This window comes from Streptomyces sp. NBC_00483, from assembly GCF_036013745.1.
Taxonomy (GTDB): domain Bacteria; phylum Actinomycetota; class Actinomycetes; order Streptomycetales; family Streptomycetaceae; genus Streptomyces.
In genome coordinates, this window is the sequence record NZ_CP107880.1 from 4,662,578 (window position 1) to 4,684,211 (window position 21,634).

The following is a 21,634-nucleotide window of genomic DNA, read 5'->3' on the forward strand; positions in this document are numbered from 1 at the left end:
AGCCTATAGGGCCCCGCCGACACACCGAAGGTGTGTTCCCGCTGTGAACGCCTCCCCGCCTGTTTCACGGGGAGGCACTCGTTCCGCTGAGCGGTCGACTACTCCGCCGAAGCCGTCTTCTTGGCAGCGGTCTTTCTCGCGGTCGTCGTCTTCTTGGCCGCGGTCTTCTTCGCCGTGGTCGTCTTGGCGGCCGTCTTCTTCGCCGCCGTCTTCTTCGCGGCGGTCTTCTTGGCGGGCGCCTTCTTGGCAGCCGTCTTCTTCTTGGCGGGGCCCTTCGCCCGCTTCTCGGCGAGCAGTTCGAACCCGCGCTCCGCCGTGATCTCTTCCACAGAGTCCGCCGAGCGCAGCGTCGCGTTGGTCTCGCCATCGGTGACGTACGGGCCGAAGCGGCCGTCCTTCACCACGACGGGCTTCTCGCTGACCGGGTCGGTGCCGAGCTCCTTCAGCGGCGGCTTGGCGGCCGCGCGCCCGCGCTGCTTCGGCTTGGAGTAGATCTCCAGTGCCTCTTCCAGCGTGATGTTGAAGAGCTGCTCCTCGGTCTCCAGGGAGCGCGAGTCCGTGCCCTTCTTCAGGTACGGGCCGTACCGGCCGTTCTGCGCGGTGATGTCGACGCCCTCGGCGTCCTGGCCGACGACGCGCGGCAGCGACATCAGCTTCAGGGCGTCGGCCAGCGTCACCGTGTCGAGCGCCATGGACTTGAAGAGCGAGGCGGTCCGCGGCTTCACCGCGTTCTTGCCCGTCTTCGGGGTGCCCTCGGGGAGCACCTCGGTGACGTACGGGCCGTAGCGGCCGTCCTTGGCGATGATCTGGCGCCCGGTCTCCGGGTCGGCGCCCAGCTCGAAGTCGCCGCTGGGCTTGGCGAGCAGCTCCTCGGCGTACTCCACCGACAGCTCGTCGGGCGCGAGGTCCTCGGGGACGTCGGCGCGCTGGTGGTTCTCGGCGTCGCGCTCGCCGCGCTCGATGTACGGGCCGTAGCGGCCGACGCGCAGCATGATGTCGTTGCCCACGGGGAACGACGAGACCTCGCGGGCGTCGATCGCGCCCAGGTCGGTCACGAGCTCCTTGAGGCCGCCGAGGTGGTCCCCGTCGCCGTTCCCGGCGTCCGCGGCGCCGCCCTGGCCGTCCGAGCCCTCACCGAAGTAGAAGCGCCGCAGCCACGGCACGGCCTGCGCCTCGCCACGCGCGATGCGGTCGAGGTCGTCCTCCATGGAGGCGGTGAAGCTGTAGTCGACCAGCCGGCCGAAGTGCTTCTCCAGCAGGTTGACGACGGCGAACGACAAGAAGGAGGGCACGAGCGCCGTCCCCTTCTTGAAGACGTAACCGCGATCCAGGATGGTCCCGATGATGGACGCATACGTAGACGGGCGGCCGATCTCGCGCTCTTCGAGCTCCTTGACGAGTGAGGCCTCGGTGTAGCGCGCGGGCGGCTTGGTGGCGTGGCCGTCGACCGAGATCTCCTCGGCGGACAGGCCGTCGCCCTCGGCGACCTGCGGAAGGCGGCGCTCACGGTCGTCGAGCTCCGCGTTCGGGTCGTCGGCGCCCTCTACGTAGGCCTTCAGGAAGCCGTGGAAGGTGATCGTCTTGCCGGAGGCGCTGAACTCGGCGTCGCGGCCGTCGGCGGACGTGCCACCGATCTTCACCGTGACGCTGTTGCCGACCGCGTCCTTCATCTGGGAGGCGACGGTGCGCTTCCAGATCAGCTCGTACAGCTTGAACTGGTCGCCGGTCAGGCCGGTCTCGGCGGGCGTGCGGAAGCGGTCGCCGGAGGGGCGGATCGCCTCGTGCGCCTCCTGCGCGTTCTTGACCTTGCCGGCGTACGTACGCGGCTTGTCCGGCAGGTAGTCGCTGCCGTACAGCTGCGTGACCTGCGAACGGGCGGCCGTGACGGCCGTGTCCGACAAGGTCGTGGAGTCCGTACGCATGTAGGTGATGAAGCCGTTCTCGTACAGCTTCTGGGCGACCTGCATGGTCGCCTTCGCGCCGAAGCCCAGCTTGCGCGAGGCCTCCTGCTGCAGCGTCGTCGTACGGAACGGGGCGTACGGCGAGCGGCGGTACGGCTTGGACTCGACGGAGCGTACGGAGAACTGCGTGTCCTCCAGGGCGGCGGCGAGCGCCCGGGCGTTCGTCTCGTCCAGGTGCAGCGTGTTCGCCGAACCGGCCTTCAGCTGGCCCAGCGAGTCGAAGTCGCGGCCCTGCGCGATGCGCTTTCCGTCGACCGCGCTGAGGCGGGCGACCAGCGACGACGGGTCGGAGGTGTCACCGGCGCGGCCCGTCGCGAACGTGCCCGTCAGGTCCCAGTACTCGGCCGAGCGGAAGGCGATGCGGTCGCGCTCGCGCTCGACGACGAGGCGGGTGGCGACGGACTGGACGCGGCCCGCCGAAAGGCGCGGCATGACCTTCTTCCACAGGACCGGCGATACCTCGTAGCCGTAGAGGCGGTCGAGGATGCGGCGGGTCTCCTGGGCGTCGACCAGCTTCTTGTTCAGCTCACGCGGGTTCGCGACGGCGGCCCGGATCGCGTCCTTGGTGATCTCGTGGAAGACCATCCGGTGGACCGGGATCTTCGGCTTGAGAACTTCCTGGAGGTGCCACGCGATGGCTTCGCCCTCGCGGTCCTCATCGGTTGCGAGGAAGAGCTCGTCGGACTCCTTCATGAGGTCCTTGAGCTTCTTGACCTGCGCCTTCTTGTCGCTGTTCACGACATAGATGGGCTGGAAGTCGTGCTCGACGTCCACGCCGAGCCGGCGCACCTCGCCCGTGTACTTGTCCGGGACTTCGGCCGCGCCGTTGGGGAGGTCGCGGATGTGCCCGACGCTCGCTTCGACGACGTATCCGGGGCCGAGATAGCCCTTGATCGTCTTCGCCTTGGCGGGCGACTCGACGATGACGAGTCGGCGGCCGCCCTGTGCGGTCTCGCTGGTCGGGGACAACTTCGCTCTTCTCTCCGGTCGGCGGTTCGGGGCCTCTTCGATGGCTTTCTCCCGCGGGATCGTGCCGTTTCAGCGGCACTGCTGCGGAGTGTGACGGTACCTCCCGCCGGTGTGTCAAACGGGAAAAGCACGCAGCAGCCACTCGGAACGGTAACCCGACTCCTCGTGATCCTGCCCCCGGACCGCTGAGCGGACGCCTGGGCTCCGGGTCGTTGTGCCCGCGTCCCGTGTGCCGGGTTCCTGTGGCAAACGTCCCCATTGAGTAGCGGTCCCGTGCCCTAGGACTCCTCTGTTTATCCCTTCCTGACAAGATGGCGCATGGCTGGGGGAGCCCGCGGGGAGCCTCCGGCTCGTCCCCAAGGCATCACTATCCAGGAGCTTCCCGACATGTCCGAGAACAATCCGTACGGCCAGCCCCCCAAGGACCAGTCGGGCGGGAACCCGTACAACCAGCCCCCGGCGGACCAGCCGGGCCAGCAGGGCGGCCCGTACGGCTACCCGCAGCAGGGCTCGCAGCCCGGCTACGGCACGCCGCCTCCCGGTCAGCCCGCCCCGCCCCAGGGCCAGCCCGGCTACGGCACGCCCCCTCCCGGCCAGCCGCAGGGCCAGCCCGGTCAGCCCAGCTACGGCTACCCCTACCCCGGCTCCGCCCCGGCCGGTCCCGGCGCGTACCCGCCCCCGCCCGGCCCCGGCATGGGCGCCCCGAACATGGGCCCCGGCATGGGCATGCCCTACGACCCGGCCGCGCCCTACGGCTACGACCCGTACGGCCGTCCGTACTCGGACAAGACGAAGCTCGCCGCGGGTCTCCTCGGCATCTTCCTCGGCTCGTTCGGCGCCGGCCGCTTCTACACCGGGCACACCGGGATGGCCGTCACGATGCTCATCGTGTCCGTGGTGACCTGCGGACTCGGCGGCGTCTGGGGCCTGATCGACGGCATCATGATGCTCGCCGGCAACAACGCCACCGACTCCCAGGGCCGCCTGCTGCGGGACTCCTGACCCGTGCCCCGCGCCGCGTCCCCCACGGCCCGCCTCAGGAGCGCGTTCGGCGCCCCTGCGGCGGCCCCGCTCGGGGTGCTCGCGGCGGGGGCCGGAGCCGCGCTGTACCTGTACGGCACGGACCCGCACGAGCCGGGCCACGTCCTGCCGGGCTGCCCCTTCCGCATCGCCACGGGGCTGCTCTGCCCGGCGTGCGGCGGAACGCGGATGGTCTACGACCTGATGCACGGTCAGTACGCCATGGCCTGGCACGACAACGGCGCGCTGCTGCTCGCCGCCCCCTTCGGCCTTGCCCTGCTGGGGCGTTGGGCCTACGAGGGGCTGCGCGGCCGCCGCTGGTCGCCGCCGATCGGGGGTCGCGGCGCGGCCGCGATCCTGGTCGGGGCGCTGATCTGGGCGGTGCTGCGCAACGTGTTCTGAGTGGCTTCGGGGCAGCGTCCGAGCCGCTTCCGAACGGCGCCCGGCCGGGGCCGGGCCTAGATCTGGCCGAAGCACCACACGGCGAGCGCCAGGGCCCCCGCCCCGGCCGCCGCCGCGATCACCACCGACGTCACGGGGCGCGCTCCGTACGCCACCGGCTCGCGGTGCGCCGTGCGCGCCCCGGTCCACGCCAACAGGCCCGCCCCGAACAATCCGAACACCGTGCCTGCGAACACCGCGGGAACACTCTCCATCGCCTTGCCTCCCCCAACCTACGGACCGATTCCGGTACTCAGGCGGGCGACGCTGACACGGGTAGCCGAACCCGGGATGAACTCCCGGGCGCCACAAGGCGAAGAGCGGCCGACCGGTCTCAGTCGACGGGCGTGAACGGCTCCAGGAACCCCTGCTCGACCAGCGTCCGGATCTGCGCGGGCGTGCGGTCGCGCAGCGACACCGGGTCCTCGCCCATGAGTTGGGCGATGGCGTCCAGGATCGTCCCGGCGCTCAGCGACCCGTCGCAGACGCCCGCGAACCCGGCGCCGACCGTGTCCACCTTGGTCGCGCGGCGCATCCCGCGCCCCTGCCGCAGCACGACGTGCTCCGGGTCCTCGGCGCCCGGCAGACCGACCTGCTCCTGCACGACCTCCCCGGCCAGCTTGAAGTGCGCGCCGAGCAGCGCCGCGTCGTCGTGCGCCCGCAGCCAGTCGACCCGCTCGAAGTGCGCGCGCACGGTGTCGCCGAGCGGCTGCTCGACGGGGTGCGGCCACTCCTCGACGACGATCGAGGGCTCTTCGGCAGCGGTCTTCCTGAGCGTGATCCAGCCGAAGCCGACGGCCCGCACCTTGCGCGCCTCGAACTCGTCGAGCCAGGCGTCGTAGCGCGCCGCGTACTCGGCGGGGTCGCCGCGGTGGTCACCGGCGTCGCGCAGCCACAACTCGGCGTACTGCGCGACGTCCTGCACCTCGCGCTGCACGATCCAGGCGTCACAGCCGCGCGGCACCCAGGAGCGCAGCCGCTCGGCCCACTCCTCGCCCTCCACGTGCTGCCAGTTGGCGAGGAACTGCGCGTACCCCCCGTCGTTCAGGTGCTCCCCCGCCCCTTGAACGACCGAGCGGCACAGATCGTCCCCGCTCATGCCGCCGTCCCGGTACGTGAGGCGAGACCCTGCGGGAAGGAGGGGCGAGATCACGAACGGCGGGTTGGAGACGACCAGGTCGTACGTGGCGTCGCCCACGGGCTCGTACAGCGACCCCTCCCGCAGCTCGGCTTCCTGCACGCCCGACAGCGCGAGGGTCAGCGCCGTCATGTGCAGCGCGCGCGGGTTGAGGTCGGTCGCGGTGACCCGCGTGGCGTGGCGCGCCGCGTGCAGCGCCTGGATCCCGGATCCGGTGCCGAGGTCGAGGGCCGAGCCGACGGGCGTACGCACGGTGATCCCGGCGAGCGTGGTGGACGCCCCGCCGACCCCGAGCACGACGCCTTCCTCGCTGCTGCCGATGCCTCCGGCGCCCCCGACCGCGCACCCGAGGTCGGACACGATGAACCAGTCCTCGCCCTCGGGGCCGCCGTACGGGCGTACGTCGACGCTCGCCGCGACCGCGTCGCCCCCGACGGTCCGCAGCCACCCGCTCTCCAGGCACGCGTCGAGCGGCAGCACCTCGGCCACGCGCTCGCGCGGCGCGGGCTGCTGCAGCAGGAAGAGCCGAACGAGCGTCTCCAGGGGCCGCTCGCCCCGGGTGGCCCGCAGGGCGGGCACGGTCTCGCTGCGCGCGAGCGCCGCGTAGGCGGACGCCCCGAGCAGCTCGAGCAGCCCATCGGCAGTGAACTCGGCAGAAACCAGCGCGTCACGCAGGGACCCGGCGACGTCATTTCGATCAACAGAGGGCAGCGATACAAAGTCGGAAGAACTCACACCCCCATTGTGACGCCGATCCATCCCGCACCGCTGTGGACAGCCGCCCCGCCCCGCTGTGGGCAGGCGTTCCGCACGGCGGAACGGGTGGGCACAGCCCCCGTCGCAGCGCCACGCAAACACGACGCGGCCCCGGCGCAGCGCGGAAATCGCGCAACACCGGGGCCGCGAAACGTCACCCGGACCTAGGACCCCGAAGGCGTAGCGGAAGCGCTCTTGCAGCTCTCCTGCTTCGCCATCGCCTTGCCCACGTCCCCCTCCTCGAGGTTCTTGAGCGCATCGCTGCCGTCCTGGCTCAGCGTGTCCAGCTGGCCGGCGATGTCCTTGAGCCCATCGGCGAACTTCGCCTGGTCGTCGGTGTCGAGCTTGTCGACCTTCTTCTTCAGGTCGGCGTACGACGTCGAGATCTTGTCCAGTTCCTTGACGGCGTTCTGCTGCTTCTTGTCACCGCCGTCGACCGGCGGAGCCCCGGCCTTGTCGACCGCGTCACCGATCGCCTTGTACGCGTCGGACATGTCCTGGAACGCCTGCGAGTCGGTCTTCTGGACCTGCTCGGGTTCGCTGTTGTCCGAGGTCTCCTTCTGGATCGCGGTGTTCGCGGCCTCGATCTTCTTGGCCTGCGGCTGGACCTTGTCGCAGACCTGCTTGGCCCAGGAGTCCAGCTTCTCGTTGCTGTCGTCGCTGCAGCCCGACAACGCCAGTACCAGTACCGCACCGCCGGACAGTGCGGCAGCAAGCTTCTTGTTCACCGGATTGGTCCCTTCCATGGCTCTCGGCCCCGGAACTTACACGCCACGCACACGACAATCGCACGCCGGGCGTCCTATACGACCACTTTATTGACCTTTAGCAGCCATTTGCACCAAGAGAGATAAGGCTCACTGAAACCGGAAGGGCCTGCCCCGCAGACGTAAGGAAACTACGCCAGAACACGCCGATGGGCGGACAGTCCGTCAAAAGACGCTGTCCGCCCACCTGTTGTCGCACTGTCTCCGTACTGACGTGCATTCAGGTCACGTACGCAGGTTCCTCACGTACGTGTCGTCGAGACCACAGCAGGATCTGCCTGCTCCGGCACCCGTCCGGTGCCTCCCGGGTCCCCGTCCTCGTCCCCGCCGACCGCGATGCCGCGCCGCTTGGACATGTACACGGCACCGATGATCACGGCGAGCGAGACGACCGCGGCCGCGACCCGCACGCCCACGCTCGCGTCGTCCCCGTAGCTGAACTTGACCACCGCGGGCGCGATGAGCAGCGCCACGAGGTTCATCACCTTCAGGAGCGGGTTGATGGCGGGGCCCGCGGTGTCCTTGAAGGGGTCGCCGACCGTGTCACCGATGATCGTCGCCTCGTGCGCCTCGCTGCCCTTGCCGCCGTGGTGCCCGTCCTCGACGAGCTTCTTGGCGTTGTCCCACGCGCCGCCGGAATTGGCGAGGAAGACGGCCATCAGCGTGCCCGTCCCGATCGCCCCCGCGAGATACGCGCCGAGCGCGCCGACACCGAGCGTGAAGCCGACCGCGATCGGCGCCAGGACGGCGAGCAGCCCGGGCGTGGCGAGCTCCCGCAGCGCATCCTTCGTACAGATGTCGACCACACGCCCGTACTCCGGCTTCTCCGTGTAGTCCATGATCCCGGGGTGCTCGCGGAACTGCCTGCGCACCTCGTAGACCACGGAACCCGCCGACCGCGAGACCGCGTTGATGGCGAGCCCGGAGAACAGGAACACCACCGCGGCTCCGGCGATGAGCCCCACCAGGTTGTTGGGCTGCGAGATGTCCATCACCAGGTTCATCGGCCCGCCGCCGCCGACCTTCTCCCCGACGTCTCTGGCCGCGGTGAGGATCGCGTCCCGGTACGAACCGAACAGCGCGGCGGCCGCGAGCACGGCGGTCGCGATGGCGATGCCCTTGGTGATGGCCTTCGTCGTGTTGCCGACGGCGTCCAGGTCGGTGAGCACCTGCGCGCCCGCGCCCTCGACGTCGCCGGACATCTCGGCGATGCCCTGCGCGTTGTCGGAGACCGGGCCGAAGGTGTCCATGGCGACGATGACGCCGACCGTGGTGAGCAGCCCCGTACCGGCCAGGGCGACCGCGAACAGGGCGAGCATGATCGACGTACCACCGAGCAGGAACGCCCCGTAGACGCCGAGCCCGATCAGCAGCGCGGTGTAGACGGCCGATTCGAGGCCGATGGAGATGCCGGCGAGCACGACGGTCGCGGCCCCGGTCAGCGACGACTTGCCGATGTCCTTGACCGGTCGCCTGCTCGTCTCGGTGAAGTACCCGGTGAGCTGCTGGATGAGAGCCGCGAGCACGATGCCGATCACCACGGCGACGACCGCGAGGACCCGCGGGTCGCCCGCCTTGCCACTGATCGCCGTGTCCGTGACGCCGTCCAGGTCGGCGTACGACCCCGGCAGATAGGTGTAGACGGCGATGGCCACGAGCACGATCGAGATCACCGCGGAGACGAAGAAGCCGCGGTTGATGGCGCTCATCCCCGAGCGGTCGGCGCGGCGCGGCGCGACGGCGAAGATGCCGATCATCGCCGTGACGACGCCGATCGCGGGCACGATCAGGGGGAACGCGAGGCCCGCGTCACCGAAGGCCGCCTTGCCGAGGATCAGCGCGGCGACCAGCGTGACGGCGTACGACTCGAAGAGGTCGGCGGCCATTCCCGCGCAGTCTCCGACGTTGTCGCCCACGTTGTCGGCGATGGTCGCGGCATTGCGCGGATCGTCCTCCGGAATGCCCTTCTCGACCTTGCCGACCAGGTCGGCGCCGACGTCGGCGGCCTTGGTGAAGATGCCGCCCCCGACACGCATGAACATCGCGATCAGCGCGGCGCCGAGCCCGAAGCCCTCCAGGACCTTGGGCGCGTCGGCCGCGTAGACGAGCACGACACAGGAGGCGCCGAGCAGGCCGAGCCCCACCGTGAACATGCCGACGACGCCGCCCGTACGGAAAGCGATCTTCATTGCTTTGTGCGAGACGGCGGTGAGATCCTTTTCCGGCTCGCCTTCCGCCGGGGTCGCTTCTCTTGCGGCGGCGGCGACGCGCACATTGCTGCGCACCGCGAGCCACATTCCGATATAGCCGGTGACGGCCGAGAACACCGCGCCGATCAAGAAGAAGATCGACCGACCCGCGCGCTGATTCCAGTCGTCCGCCGGAAGCAGCATGAGCAGGAAGAACACCACGACGGCGAATACGGCGAGGGTTCGCAGCTGCCGGCCCAGATAGGCTTTCGCGCCTTCCTGGACCGCGCCCGCGATCTCCTTCATCGAGTCCGTGCCCTCACCGGCCGCGAGTACCTGGCGCACCAGGACTCCGGCGACGGCGAGCGCCGCGAGCGCGACGACGGCGATGACGACGACGATCAATCTGTTGTCGTCGGTCAGAACTGCGGCTGCGAACGTAGCAGGGGTAGAGGGCTCCGCCATTCGTCCTCCTTGACGCTTGGACTGAGCTCAAGATGTGGACGGATTGTAGGGAGCGGACCCTGATCAAAACAGGGCGCGGCAAACGGAATTGTTTCCTACCCAGCAAATGTTCGGTGAACCTCGCCCGGCAGGCCGAGGCGGAATTACTAACCCCCTGAAGGCATTAGCGAAGATCCTTTATTGGCCGATGGGTTGATCGACCTCAGGAAATACCGAAGAGGCCCGGTTCACCGACTGGTGAACCGGGCCTCTTCGAAAGATCTCCGGGCAGCGCGCGAAGCGCTCGGCGCGCTACGGAAGCGTCGCCGGCAGGGTCGGCCAACTCATCCGAATGAGTCCGCCGTCCGTCTCCGCGGTGACCTCGACATCGTCCACGAGGCCGCTGATGACGGCGAGACCCATCTCGTCCTCACCCTCGGCCTCCAGATCGTCCGCGGAGCCCGCCGTGTTCGACTGGTGGTGCGTGCGCGGCGCCTCGTCACCGACCTCGATGGAGAACTGCTTCTCCTCCTCGATCAGGGCCACCCGCACCGGCGCCGAGATGCCGCTGCTCTGGTGCAGCCCGACCGCTCGGCTGCAGGCCTCACCGACGGCGAGCCTGACCTCGTCGAGCACGGCCTCGTCCACGCCCGACCTGCGCGCCACGGCGGCCGCCACCAGACGGGCCGTCCTGACGTGCTCGGGCAGAGGGCTGAAGCGGAGTTCGACAGTGGCCATGCATCCCCCTCGGACAGACGGGCCCACGGTTGTACGAGCGTGCTCCCGGGGACCGGCCGGCCTGGGCCGCCCGATCCCCTTGTCTCCACCGGTGTCGCCACCGGCATCAACCGGATCAGTCGGTCGCCGCGACGGCTTCCTCGACCGAGGTGTGGATCGGGAACACCTTGGTCAGTCCGGTGATACGGAAGATCTTGAGAATGCGCTCCTGGTTGCACACCAGGCGCAGCGAGCCCTCGTGGGCACGCACGCGCTTCAGGCCGCCGACCAGCACGCCGAGCCCGGTGGAGTCGAGGAAGTCCACGCCCTCCATGTCGACGACAAGGTGGAAACTGCCGTCGTTCACCAGCTCAACCAGCTGTTCGCGCAGCTTGGGCGCGGTATATACATCGATTTCGCCACCGACCTCGACGACCGTACGATCGCCGACGGTACGGGTCGACAGGGACAGGTCCACGGATCCTCCAGCACCTTGCTATCGAGCGGTCGCCCCTCGGGGACACCTCGGCATGATCCCCCGGGACGGTTCGCCAGCCGCGATGGCATTCAATCACTTACCGGCAGGCGTGCACGACGCCTTGAGAGCATTGTCCGTCACGCCAGTGACACACTCGGTGCCGATGGCCAAGAATCTCCGATCCGATCGACCCTCGGCATCCGCCCCAGACCGCCCCTCTCCCGGTGCGGTCCTGGACCGGCTCGCCTCGGGTCCGAGCAGGGCTGCGCGTGTCACCCATACGGAGCACTTGCCCCCTCGCCCCGGCCGTCATGCCGTCTGGCCCGATCGGATCCGGGCCGAGGTCATCGCGGCCGTACAGACCGCCGGAATCGCGCACCCCTGGGCCCACCAGGCACTCGCGGCGGAGCACGCACTGGACGGCGATTCGGTGGTCGTCGCCACCGGCACGGCCTCCGGAAAATCGCTCGCCTATCTGGTCCCGGTCCTGTCGACCCTGCTCGACGGATCCGAGGCGCCGAACGGGCGCGGCGCGACCACGCTCTACCTCTCCCCGACGAAGGCGCTCGCGGCGGACCAGTGCCGATCGGTGAAGGAACTTTCACAACCGCTCGGTACGGCGATTCGTCCCGCGGTCTACGACGGCGACACCCCGTTCGAGGAGCGCGAGTGGGTACGCCAGTTCGGAAACTACGTCCTCACCAACCCGGACATGCTGCACCGGGGCATCCTGCCCTCGCACCCGCGCTGGTCCTCCTTCCTCAAGGCGCTCAAGTACGTCGTGATCGACGAGTGCCACACCTATCGCGGCGTCTTCGGCTCGCACGTGGCGCAGGTTCTGCGAAGACTGCGCCGCATATGTGCCCGCTACGGATCCGACCCGGTCTTCCTGCTGGCCTCGGCCACCTCGGCCGAACCGGCCGCCTCCGCCCAGCGGTTGACGGGTCTCCCGGTCCTCGAGGTCGCGGACGACGCGTCGCCGCGCGGCGAACTGGTCTTCGCGCTCTGGGAACCCCCGTTGACGGAGATGCAGGGCGAGAAGGGCGCGCCGGTGCGGCGCACGGCGACGGCCGAGACGGCGGACCTCCTGACCGACCTCGCGGTCCAGGGCGTGCGCTCGGTCGCCTTCGTACGCTCCCGGCGTGGCGCCGAGCTGATCTCGGTGATCGCGCAGGAGCGGCTCGCCGAGGTCGACCGCTCGCTCGCCCGGCGGGTCGCGGCCTACCGCGGCGGCTATCTCTCCGAGGAACGCCGCGCCCTCGAAGCGGCTCTGCACTCCGGCGAGCTGCTCGGCCTCGCCGCCACCACCGCCCTCGAACTCGGCATCGACGTCTCGGGGTTGGACGCGGTGCTGATCTCCGGCTACCCCGGTACGCGCGCGTCGCTGTGGCAGCAGGCAGGCCGGGCCGGGCGCTCGGGCCAGGGAGCGCTGGCGGTCCTGGTGGCCCGTGACGACCCCCTGGACACCTACCTGGTCCATCACCCCGAGGCCCTCTTCGACCAGCCGGTCGAGTCGACGGTCCTCGACCCGGACAACCCGTACGTCCTGGCTCCGCACCTGTGCGCGGCCGCGGCGGAAATCCCGCTGACGGAGCCCGACTTGGAGCTGTTCGGCCCGGCGACCGGGGAACTCCTCCCTCAACTGGAGGCGGCGAAGCTGCTGCGGCGCCGCTCCGCCACGAAGGCCTGGCACTGGACGCGCCGCGAGTCCGCCGCGGACCTGGCGGACATCCGCGGCGAGGGCGGCCCTCCCGTGCAGGTCGTCGAGGCCGGCACGGGCCGGCTGCTCGGCACGGTCGACGCGGGCTCCGCCCACACCTCGGTCCACGACGGAGCGGTCCACCTCCACCAGGGCCGCACCTACGTGGTGAAGAAGCTGGACCTCGACGACAACGTCGCTCTCGTCGAGACCGCGAACCCCACCTACTCGACCACCGCCCGCGACACCACGGCCATCTCCATCCTGGAGACCGACGTCGAAGTCCCTTGGGGCGACGGCAGGTTGTGCTACGGCTCGGTCGAGGTCACGAACCAGGTCGTCGGCTACCTCCGCCGCCGGCTGATCACCGGCGAGGTCCTCGGCGAGACCAAGCTCGACCTCCCTCCTCGTACGCTGCGCACCCGCGCGGTGTGGTGGACGGTCACGGAGGACCAGCTGGACGCGGCCCGCGTGAACCCCGAGATCCTCGGCGGCGCCCTGCACGCCGCCGAACACGCCTCCATCGGCCTGCTCCCCCTCTTCGCCACGTGCGACCGCTGGGACATCGGTGGCGTCTCGATGCCGCTCCACCCGGACACGCTCCTCCCCACGGTCTTCGTCTACGACGGTCATCCCGGCGGCGCGGGCTTCGCCGAACGTGCCTTCCACACCGCCCGCGAGTGGCTGACCGCCACCCGTGAGGCCATCGCCTCCTGCGACTGCGATGCCGGCTGCCCGTCCTGTATCCAGTCCCCCAAGTGCGGCAACGGCAACGAGCCGTTGCACAAGCGGGGGGCGGTGCGGCTCCTGTCGGTGCTGCTGAAGGGGGCGGCGGGGTAGGTGGGCCACCCCACCCGTTCCGTTGCGGTCGACCGCCCTTACGCCACGGGGCTCCGCCCCGGACCCCGCGGGCTCTCGTCCAAGAACGGGGCTTGAAAGATCGGGGCTCCGCCCCGGACCCCGCGAGTCTCGTCCCAAAGCGGGGCTTGAATTGCCCACCCGCCGCAGGGGCTTGATGCGCCCACCCGCCGCCTGGGGCATCGGGTGGCCGCCACCCGCCTTGGGCAATCTGCCGCCTTGGGCGGCAGGGTGGGCAAGGCGGCGCCCCGGTGCCGCGCGCGCCTCACGACGGCGCCAGCCCCGGTGGGCCCGGTGGGCCCGCCCGCGCCCGTACCTCCGACCGGAACGCCCCGTGACCCGCCGCCGCGGTCACGTTCGACACCTCCCCGCGTACCGCGCACCGCACCACATCCGCCCCCTGCGCCCGCGCCACCCGCACGGCCAGCGCGCACGCCTTCGCCCTCCCGTCCATCCAGCGGTCCGCCGCGGCAAGCGCCGCCAAGTCCGCCGCCGAGCCCGCACGGTGCCGCGCCTCCACCGCCTGCCCCATGGCCAGCACCGCCCCGAACACCACCCCCACCGCGGCCATCGCCATCGCGACCCACACGGTCGCCGACCCACGGTCACCCCGCCCCGTCACGTCGCTTCCTCCGCCGCCGCCACGGCCTGCGCGCTCAGTTCCACCCCGAGCGCTCCCGGCCCCACGGACCTCGCCCGCACCGTCACCCGCACCAGATCGCCCTCCCGGCCCACCGCGACCCGTGCCCCCGGCGGCGCGGCCTCCCGCGCCGCCGCCACCGCGGCGCCCCTGGGCTCCTGCCGGGCCACCGCCCTGGCCCCGGCCCGCGCGGCGTCCACGCACCTGATCTGCGCCGACGCCGCGAGCACCACCCAGACCAGGGCCATCGTGAACGCCACAAGCACCGGCAGCACCACGGCCGCCTCCGCCGTCACAAACCCCCGGTCGCGACGGGGCTCAGAACGAGCCATGGAGCGCCTTCGCCACCAAGGACTGCAGCGCCGACTGCACGACGTCGCTCGTCACCACCTGGTACAGCACCCCGGCGAAGCCCACCGCCGCGATCAGGCCCACCGCGTACTCGGCACTGACCATCCCGGCGTCCCGCCGCCCGGACCGCACCGTCCGCGCCCATCGACGAGCACCTCCGCGCAGCCACTCGCACCAGGCCCGCCCCACACGCATTCCACTCATGCCAACTCCCTTGAACCACAGCGTTATTCACTCGAACAGCCATCAGCAGGGACTCCCCGCCTCACCTCCCTCCAAAGACCCCACCTCCCAGCCCGATCACCACCGGCACCACCCCCACCACCAGGAACGCGGGCAGGAAGCACAGGCCCACGGGCGCCGTGATCGCCACCGCGGCCCGGCGTGCCACCGTCGTCGCCCGACGCCCCCTCTCGGCCCGGCACTCCGTGGCGAACCGCGCCACCGGCGCCGCCGCCGGAGCCCCAGACTCACCCGCCCGCTCCAACAGCCGGACCAGCCCATCGGCGCCCGGCACGGCCGCCAACTCACGCCACGCCACACCCAGTTCGCCCCCGAGTCGCACCTGCGCCGCGCCCCGCTCGAACCCCCGCCCGACGGGCCCACCCAGCGCCTCACCGACCGCCCGCGCCGCCTCCACGGGCCCGGCACCCGCCGCAAGGCACGACGCCAAGAGGTCGCACGCCAAGGGCAGTTGACGTACCGCAGCGCCCCTCGCGCCCGCCCCCACCCCTGCTCTCACGCCCTCCTCCCGGCCGCGCCACCAACGCCACACCCCCACCCCGCAGACCACCCCGACCACGACCCCGGCCACCCCGCCCACCAGCACGAACCCGGCACACACGGCCCCCGCGACCGGCACCCACCGCCGCACCCCGGCCGGCAGCCCCACGGCCCGCCGCGCCGACTCCGCCGCGGCCACCTCGAACACGAGCCGCACCCGCCGCCGCAACGCCCGCTCGGCCCGCCGCGCCGCGACCTCCCGCACCAGCCACATCACCATCACCGCGATGCACAGCACCGCCCCCAGCCTGTGGACAACGTCCATCGCCCCTCACCCCTCCGCCCCTCGCACGATCCGCATCGCCCACCACAACCCGGCGGCTTCCAACGCCCCGCCCACCACCAGACAGCCGACCCCGGGCCACGTGTGCAGCAGCACCCGCAGGGGCCGCGCCCCCATGCCCGCCCCGAGCAACAGCGCGAACACGGGCAGCCCGGCGAGCATCACCGTGGTCGACGAGGGGCCCGCCAACTGGGCTCTGAAGTCGGCCCGTTGATCCCGCTCCGCACGCAGCGCGTCCGCGAGCCGTTCGAGGCCGGACGCGAGCCCCGCGCCCCGGTCCACCGCCACCCGCCAGCACGCCGCCAGCCCGTTCAACCCCTCGGCCCCCGGCTCCCGCGCCGCCGCCCTCAGGGCCCCGGGCACATCCCCGCCGAACCGGGCCGCCGCCACCACGGCCGCGCTCCCCGCGCCGGTCAACGCCCCCGATCCCCGTACCGCCACCACCAGCGCGTCCCCCGGCTGCCGCCCGGCCCGCACCTCACCCGCCAACAGCCCGCACAGCCGGATCACCGCCTCCCCGCGCCGCTCCTTCCCCCGCCGCGCCGCCCTGGTCGCGCGCAGCCGCCCCACTCCGGGCACCGCACACACGCCGAGCACAACCGGCAGCACCGAGGCACCGGCGATCCCGACCACCAACCCACCGACCGCGCACCACCATTCGGGCCGCGCCCGCACCCACGCCCACCACCGCTCGCCCACACCCAGCCACCCGGACCACACCCCGAAGTCCGCCCCAGCCCCCAACACCCTCCGGGCCCGCCGCACCTCCAACTCCCGTACCTGCACCGCCCTCATCACGACCACCGCCCCCAACGCGGCCATCACCACACCGGAACCAGCACCCAAGACCCCACCACTCACACCCACGCACCCCTCTCCACTCTCCACCAACCCCGCCGACTCCACCGACCTACGCACCCCGTGACGGCCACCCCACGGCCACACGCCCGCCCCACAGGCGACCACCACCCACGCCCCTCATCCGACGCCCACACACCAAGCTCCACAGCCCATGCCCTCACCCCAGACCCACAGACAGCCACCACCCCAAGCCCTTCATCCGCCACCCCGCACACCAGAACCCCACGGCCACGCGCCCTCACTCCAGACACACAGACAGCCACCGCCCAAACCCCCCGTCCGACACCCACACCCCCGCACACCCGCCCCACAACCGCCCGCCTCACCCCAACCGCACCCCCAACAACCCGCCCAGCCGCGCCCACCCCGCCCGCTCCACGAACCCCCGCTCGCCCCACTCCAGCGCCGGCACGGCCCGCACCCAGCCCTCCGCGTCCCGCTCCAGCACCTGGACCTGGGCGATGCGCCGCCGTCCGCCACGGTCCCGTACGAGGTGCAGCACTACGGAGACCGCCGCGGCCAATTGGCTGTGCAGCGCCGCCCGGTCGAGTCCGGCCGCCGTCCCCAGCGCCTCGAGACGCACCGGGACATCGCTCGCAGCGTTGGCGTGAACGGTGCAGGAACCGCCTTCGTGGCCCGTGTTGAGAGCTGCCAGGAGCGAGACCACCTCGGCTCCGCGCACCTCGCCCACGACGAGCCGGTCGGGCCGCATCCGCAGCGCCTGCCGGACCAGGTCGTCGAGGCCAACGGCCCCCGCGCCCTCCTGGTTGGCGGGGCGCGATTCGAGGCGGACGACATGAGGGTGGTCCGGCCTCAGCTCGGCGGAGTCCTCGGCCAGGACGATCCGCTCCCCCGGCCCCACCAGACCGAGCAGCGCGCTCAGCAGCGTCGTCTTGCCCGTGCCCGTACCGCCGCTGATCAGGAAGGACAGGCGCGCGTCGAGCAGCGCCCGCAGCACCCGGTCGCCGCCCGGCGGCACCGTCCCCGCCGCCGTCAGCTCCTCCAGGGTGAAGGCCCGGGGCCGCACGACCCGCAGGGACAGGCAGGTGCAGCCCGCCGCGATCGGTGGCAGCACCGCGTGCAGCCGGGTCCCGTCGGGCAGCCGGGCGTCCACCCACGGCCGCGCGTCGTCCAGGCGGCGCCCCACGACGGCCGCGAGCCGCTGCGCCAACCGCCGTACGTCGGCGGCGCTTTCGAAGGACACGTCGGCCGGCTCCAGGCCGCCTCCCCGGTCGACCCACACCTTGTCCGGCGCCGACACCAGGACGTCCGTCACCGAAGGGTCGGCGAGCAGCGGCTCCAACGGCCCCGCGCCCACCAGCTCGGACCTCAATCTGCCCGCCGCGCCCAGCACTTCGGCGTCGCCCAGGATCCGGCCCTGCGCCCGCAGCGCCTCGGCCACGCGCGCGGGCGTCGCCTCCGACCCGTTCTCGGCGAGCCACTGCCGTACGCCGTCCAGCATGCGCGCCCCGACCACCGCACTCATGACACCCCTCCTCGCACCCACTGCTCGACCGTCCGCACGCCGACCGCTCCGGCCGCCACCGCGCTCTCCACTGGCCGCCCGTCCACGGCCGGCTCCCCGCCCTCCCGATTCACGCCGCGTCCCCCTCCACCGCCGCCACCGGCATCCGCTCCCAGAAGGCCCCGCAGAACCGCCCGAGCGGCCCGCCCTTCAACACCTCGACGTCCGCGGGCAGTTCGCCGGCCAGCGGCAGGCCGACGAGCCGCGCCACCTCGTCCGCCGCGAGCCCTCCCGCGCCGCCCGCGGGCGCCGTCACCACCCGCAGGTCCCGCAGCACCATCCCCGCCGCCCCCGCCATCCGGCGCGCCGCCGCCACGGCCCGCAGCTCCGGTGGCACCACGAGCAGCCCCAGGTCGAGCTGGGCCAGGGCCTCGACGGATCCGGCGTCGACCCGGCGCGGCAGGTCCACCACGACGACGCCGCCCCTGCGCCGACCGGCCGCGAGCACCGCCCGCACCGCCTCCGAGGGCACCGCCGCGAGATCGCCGCGGTCCCAGCTGAGCACCCGCAGATCGTGCAGCCGGGGCAGCGACTCCTCCAGGGCCGTGCTGCCGACCCGGCCCCGCGACTCGGCGAAGGCGGGCCAGCGCAGCCCGTCCACCGCCTCGCCGCCGAGCAGCACATCGAGCCCGCCGCCGAGCGGGTCCGCGTCGACCAGGAGGGTGCGCCGCCCCGACCGCGCGGACGCCACGGCCAGCGCGCAGGCCAGCGTGGAGGCCCCGGCCCCGCCGCGTCCGCCGAGCACCCCGACGGTCAGGGCGGGCCGCCCCACCCCCTCGGCGACATCGGCGATCCGGTCCATCAGCCACTGCTCGCCGTCGGGCAGGACGAGCACATGGTCGGCGCCGATCTCCACGGCCCGCCGCCACACCCCGGAATCGTCCTGATCACGCCCAACCAAGATCACGCCACGCCGTCGGGACACCCCGCGCAGCCGCCCCGCGGCATCGTCCCCGACCAGCACGAGCGGCGCCGATTCCCAGCCGCCCCAGCCCTCTCTGCCCGCCGGCGCCCCGTGCCCGACCTCCGGCCGCACACCCGCCGCCGCGCACAGCCGCAGCAGGTCGTCCAGCAGTTCCACGTCCTCCGTCACGATCAACGGGGCGCGTCGCACGTCCCGCGCGTCGCACTCGATGACTTCCGCCATGGTCCGGTCCCCCTCTCGCCGCGCTCGCCCGCCCATGCGGACGATCCGTTCCGCACGTGAAGTCGGCGGTGTCCAAGGCGCGGAATACCGCCCATCCGCCACGGCTCGGCCATAACAAACCGGCCATGAACACGGATCCGAACTTCGCGTGCGGAATCACCGTGCAGCGATCCCGGAAAACGTGGGGATCTTGGTCAATAACTGTGGACACGAGAAGGCTTGTGAATATCCCAGTCACTCATACCGGTGACACCTTGAACGGGGCATGGAACTCTCCGCAGAGCAGCCTGACGGTCACGCAGCGTGACGGGAACCGGGCGTGCCCTCCGAGGCGCGCGAGCCTTCGAAAACCCCTGTGCGGGCATAAAAAAAGGACCCGAAAACGGGTCCGGACATGCGACGACCCCCGCCGGGGGGGAGAGCGGGGGTCGTCCCCACGGTCCGACTCGGGGGGGGAGGAGCCAGACCGGGTTAGCACGGTCGCGAACGATCCGTGACTTCCATGGTGTACCCGAGAGCCTTCTCAAGCAAACCCACGCGCCACAGCTTACGCCGAATGGTTGGCGCCTATGCTCGACCTCGTGGAAAACCACTCCTTGCCTCACTCCACGCCCCGTACAGCGGCGTTCTTTGACCTGGACAAGACGGTCATCGCTAAGTCGAGCACACTCACGTTCAGCAAGTCGTTCTACCAAGGCGGGCTGATCAACCGGAGGGCCGTACTGCGCACCGCGTACGCCCAGTTCGTGTTCCTCTCCGGCGGCGCCGACCACGACCAGATGGAGCGGATGCGCGAGTATCTCTCGGCGCTCTGCCGCGGCTGGAACGTGCAGCAGGTGAAGGAGATCGTCGCCGAGACCCTGCACGATCTGATCGACCCGATCATCTACGACGAGGCGGCGTCCCTCATCGAGGAGCACCACACCGCCGGACGCGATGTGGTCATCGTCTCCACATCCGGCGCTGAAGTGGTCGAGCCGGTCGGTGAGCTGCTCGGTGCGGACCGGGTGATCGCCACCCGCATGGTCGTGGGCGACGACGGCTGCTTCACGGGCGAGGTGGAGTACTACGCGTACGGGCCCACGAAGGCGGAGGCCATCAAGGAACTGGCGCGCTCCGAGGGGTACGACCTCGCGCGCTGCCACGCGTACAGCGACTCGGCGACGGATCTGCCGATGCTCAGCTCGGTCGGGCATCCCCATGCCGTCAATCCGGACCGGGCGCTGCGCCGCGAGGCACTCGCGCGCGGGTGGCCGATCCTCGACTTCCACAAGCCGGTCCGGCTCAAGCAGCGCCTGCCGCATCTGTCCGCGCCCTCACGGCCCGCGCTGCTCGCGGCGGCCGGGGTCGGCGCGGCCGCGGTCACGGCCGGCCTGGTCTGGTACGCGAGCCGGCGTCGCGCGACGCCAGGCGCCCATTGAGGCCACCGGTTCGCCCTATTTGAACCTAAAAGTAAAGAAGTGCGGCCAGGGCTTCCGCTTCCCCCAGGGGAGGAGTACAAAGGATTCAACGGCCCGCGAGACCAAGGACATCCGAGAGGACACCTTCAACCGCAAAAGGCCCCACGGACCGATGCATGAACACCGAGCACCCACGCGACGTCGACCCGTCGATTACGGGCCAGCCGCACCAGGCAACGGGCAAAGAACCCGACCTGATGGGCAACACTTCGAGGACGCTTGGTAACCCGGTGAACATGCCAGCGGCGGTACGAGTATTCGTACCGCCGCAACCCTTTTGTCGGGCCTCTTTGTCGGGCCTCTTCCGCTACGCGGCACCCCGCTGCAGCGCCTCACAGACGGCCGTCGACTCCCTGACACCCAGCTCGATCGCCTTGCCGCAGTGGGTGATCCAGGCCGCCATCCCCTCCGGCGTACCGGAGACATAGCCGTCGAGTGCGGCCGCGTAGGACGCCCGGCCGAGTTCGGCATGGCCCAGCTCCGCCGGACAGACGGACTTCGGGTCGAGACCGCTGCCCACCAGAACGATGCGCTCGGCGGCGCGCGCGACCAGACCGTTGTGCGAGCCGAAGGGGCGCAGGGCGAGCAGCTCGCCGTGCACGATGGCGGCGTTCACCAGGGCCGGCGCCGCGCTCTCGGCGATGATCAGCTGCGAGAGCCCCTCCAGGCGGCCCGCCACCTCCTCGGCGTCCGGCACCGGGAGTTCGACGAGCGGCTCGTCGACCGACTCGTCCCCGAGCCGCGGCCGACCCACCGCGTCGCTCTTGTCGGCCGCCGCGACCAGGTGGAGGCGCGCGAGCACCCGCAGGGGCGACTGCCGCCAGATGGAGAGAAGTTGACCGGCCTCGGCGGTCAGCCGCAGGGCCGCGCCGACCGTGGGGGCCTCCTTGTCGCCGTCGCCGCCACTGAAGTCGGTGCGCCTGCGCACCTCTTCGAGCGGCCAGTCGGCACCGGAGAGCGCCGCGCTGCCGCGCGCCCCGCGCAGTGCCGCCTCGGACGTGATCTCGTTGCTACGGCGCCGCATGACCCGGTGTCCGTAGACCCGGTCCACAGCCTTGCGCACGGCGTCCACGGAATCGGCCACACCCGGCAGGTCGGCCAGGGCGGCGAGGGGGTCGGCTGTCGTACTCATGAGTACGACCCTACG

19 protein-coding genes are annotated in these 21,634 nt (G+C 71.4%); 4 read left to right on the forward strand and 15 right to left on the reverse strand.

All coding sequences use genetic code 11. The features are described from left to right. Positions 1 to 98: 98 nt before the first annotated feature. Positions 99 to 2,930, reverse strand: coding sequence for a type I DNA topoisomerase (gene topA / locus OHA73_RS20740; RefSeq protein WP_327655797.1), 2,832 nt, complete (start codon positions 2,928 to 2,930; stop codon positions 99 to 101). Positions 2,931 to 3,317: 387 nt separating this feature from the next. Between topA and OHA73_RS20745 the strand changes: the two genes are divergently transcribed. Next, positions 3,318 to 3,932, forward strand: coding sequence for a TM2 domain-containing protein (locus OHA73_RS20745; protein WP_267070037.1), 615 nt, complete (start codon positions 3,318 to 3,320; stop codon positions 3,930 to 3,932). 3 nt (positions 3,933 to 3,935) lie between these two features. Continuing rightward, entirely contained in the window at positions 3,936 to 4,352 is a 417-nt protein-coding gene (locus OHA73_RS20750; RefSeq protein ID WP_266711398.1) for a DUF2752 domain-containing protein, read from the forward strand. Positions 4,353 to 4,408: 56 nt separating this feature from the next. Here OHA73_RS20750 and OHA73_RS20755 read toward each other — a convergent pair whose 3' ends face one another. From OHA73_RS20755 to bldG, 6 genes are all read right to left on the reverse strand, one after another. Further along, a complete protein-coding gene (locus OHA73_RS20755; RefSeq protein WP_266711400.1) occupies positions 4,409 to 4,606 on the reverse strand; it encodes a hypothetical protein in 198 nt (65 codons plus the stop codon). A gap of 119 nt (positions 4,607 to 4,725) precedes the next feature. Next, positions 4,726 to 6,288, reverse strand: coding sequence for a DUF7059 domain-containing protein (locus OHA73_RS20760; protein WP_443063105.1), 1,563 nt, complete (start codon positions 6,286 to 6,288; stop codon positions 4,726 to 4,728). A 161-nt stretch (positions 6,289 to 6,449) separates the two neighbouring features. Beyond that, entirely contained in the window at positions 6,450 to 7,031 is a 582-nt protein-coding gene (locus OHA73_RS20765; RefSeq protein ID WP_266711404.1) for a small secreted protein, read from the reverse strand. Positions 7,032 to 7,294: 263 nt separating this feature from the next. After that, positions 7,295 to 9,706, reverse strand: a complete 2,412-nt coding sequence (locus OHA73_RS20770) for a sodium-translocating pyrophosphatase (protein ID WP_327655798.1) — start codon at positions 9,704 to 9,706, stop codon at positions 7,295 to 7,297. Between the two features lie 291 nt (positions 9,707 to 9,997). Then, positions 9,998 to 10,423 carry an ATP-binding protein gene (locus OHA73_RS20775; RefSeq protein ID WP_266711408.1) on the reverse strand — a complete coding sequence of 142 codons (426 nt, stop codon included), beginning with the start codon at positions 10,421 to 10,423 and terminating at the stop codon, positions 9,998 to 10,000. A 115-nt stretch (positions 10,424 to 10,538) separates the two neighbouring features. Further along, entirely contained in the window at positions 10,539 to 10,880 is a 342-nt protein-coding gene (gene bldG, locus OHA73_RS20780; RefSeq protein ID WP_003975386.1) for an anti-sigma factor antagonist BldG, read from the reverse strand. 82 nt (positions 10,881 to 10,962) lie between these two features. On the opposite strand from bldG, the gene OHA73_RS20785 reads away from it, so the two are divergent. Then, positions 10,963 to 13,419 (forward strand): DEAD/DEAH box helicase, encoded by a 2,457-nt coding sequence (locus OHA73_RS20785; protein WP_266711410.1) that lies wholly within the window; start codon positions 10,963 to 10,965, stop codon positions 13,417 to 13,419. A 283-nt stretch (positions 13,420 to 13,702) separates the two neighbouring features. Here OHA73_RS20785 and OHA73_RS20790 read toward each other — a convergent pair whose 3' ends face one another. The 7 genes from OHA73_RS20790 to ssd form a co-directional block, all read right to left on the reverse strand. Then, positions 13,703 to 14,059: an Rv3654c family TadE-like protein gene (locus tag OHA73_RS20790; RefSeq protein ID WP_327655799.1), complete on the reverse strand. Its 357-nt coding sequence runs from the start codon at positions 14,057 to 14,059 to the stop codon at positions 13,703 to 13,705. Further along, positions 14,056 to 14,409, reverse strand: a complete 354-nt coding sequence (locus tag OHA73_RS20795) for a TadE family type IV pilus minor pilin (protein ID WP_266711412.1) — start codon at positions 14,407 to 14,409, stop codon at positions 14,056 to 14,058. Before OHA73_RS20795 ends, OHA73_RS20790 begins: the two co-directional genes overlap by 4 nt. Then, complete coding sequence (locus OHA73_RS20800; protein WP_266711414.1) at positions 14,396 to 14,632, reverse strand: DUF4244 domain-containing protein; 237 nt, start codon at positions 14,630 to 14,632, stop codon at positions 14,396 to 14,398. Before OHA73_RS20800 ends, OHA73_RS20795 begins: the two co-directional genes overlap by 14 nt. A gap of 61 nt (positions 14,633 to 14,693) precedes the next feature. Next, positions 14,694 to 15,476 (reverse strand): type II secretion system F family protein, encoded by a 783-nt coding sequence (locus tag OHA73_RS20805; RefSeq protein WP_327655800.1) that lies wholly within the window; start codon positions 15,474 to 15,476, stop codon positions 14,694 to 14,696. Positions 15,477 to 15,482: 6 nt separating this feature from the next. Further along, entirely contained in the window at positions 15,483 to 16,316 is an 834-nt protein-coding gene (locus tag OHA73_RS20810; protein WP_443063222.1) for a type II secretion system F family protein, read from the reverse strand. Positions 16,317 to 16,677: 361 nt separating this feature from the next. Further along, entirely contained in the window at positions 16,678 to 17,841 is a 1,164-nt protein-coding gene (locus tag OHA73_RS20815; protein ID WP_327655802.1) for a TadA family conjugal transfer-associated ATPase, read from the reverse strand. 109 nt (positions 17,842 to 17,950) lie between these two features. Next, complete coding sequence (ssd, locus tag OHA73_RS20820; RefSeq protein ID WP_266711421.1) at positions 17,951 to 19,027, reverse strand: septum site-determining protein Ssd; 1,077 nt, start codon at positions 19,025 to 19,027, stop codon at positions 17,951 to 17,953. Between the two features lie 569 nt (positions 19,028 to 19,596). On the opposite strand from ssd, the gene OHA73_RS20825 reads away from it, so the two are divergent. Next, complete coding sequence (locus OHA73_RS20825) at positions 19,597 to 20,448, forward strand: HAD family hydrolase (RefSeq protein WP_327655803.1); 852 nt, start codon at positions 19,597 to 19,599, stop codon at positions 20,446 to 20,448. 346 nt (positions 20,449 to 20,794) lie between these two features. Here OHA73_RS20825 and OHA73_RS20830 read toward each other — a convergent pair whose 3' ends face one another. Beyond that, a complete protein-coding gene (locus OHA73_RS20830; RefSeq protein WP_266711425.1) occupies positions 20,795 to 21,619 on the reverse strand; it encodes a Fic family protein in 825 nt (274 codons plus the stop codon). Positions 21,620 to 21,634 lie beyond the last annotated feature (15 nt).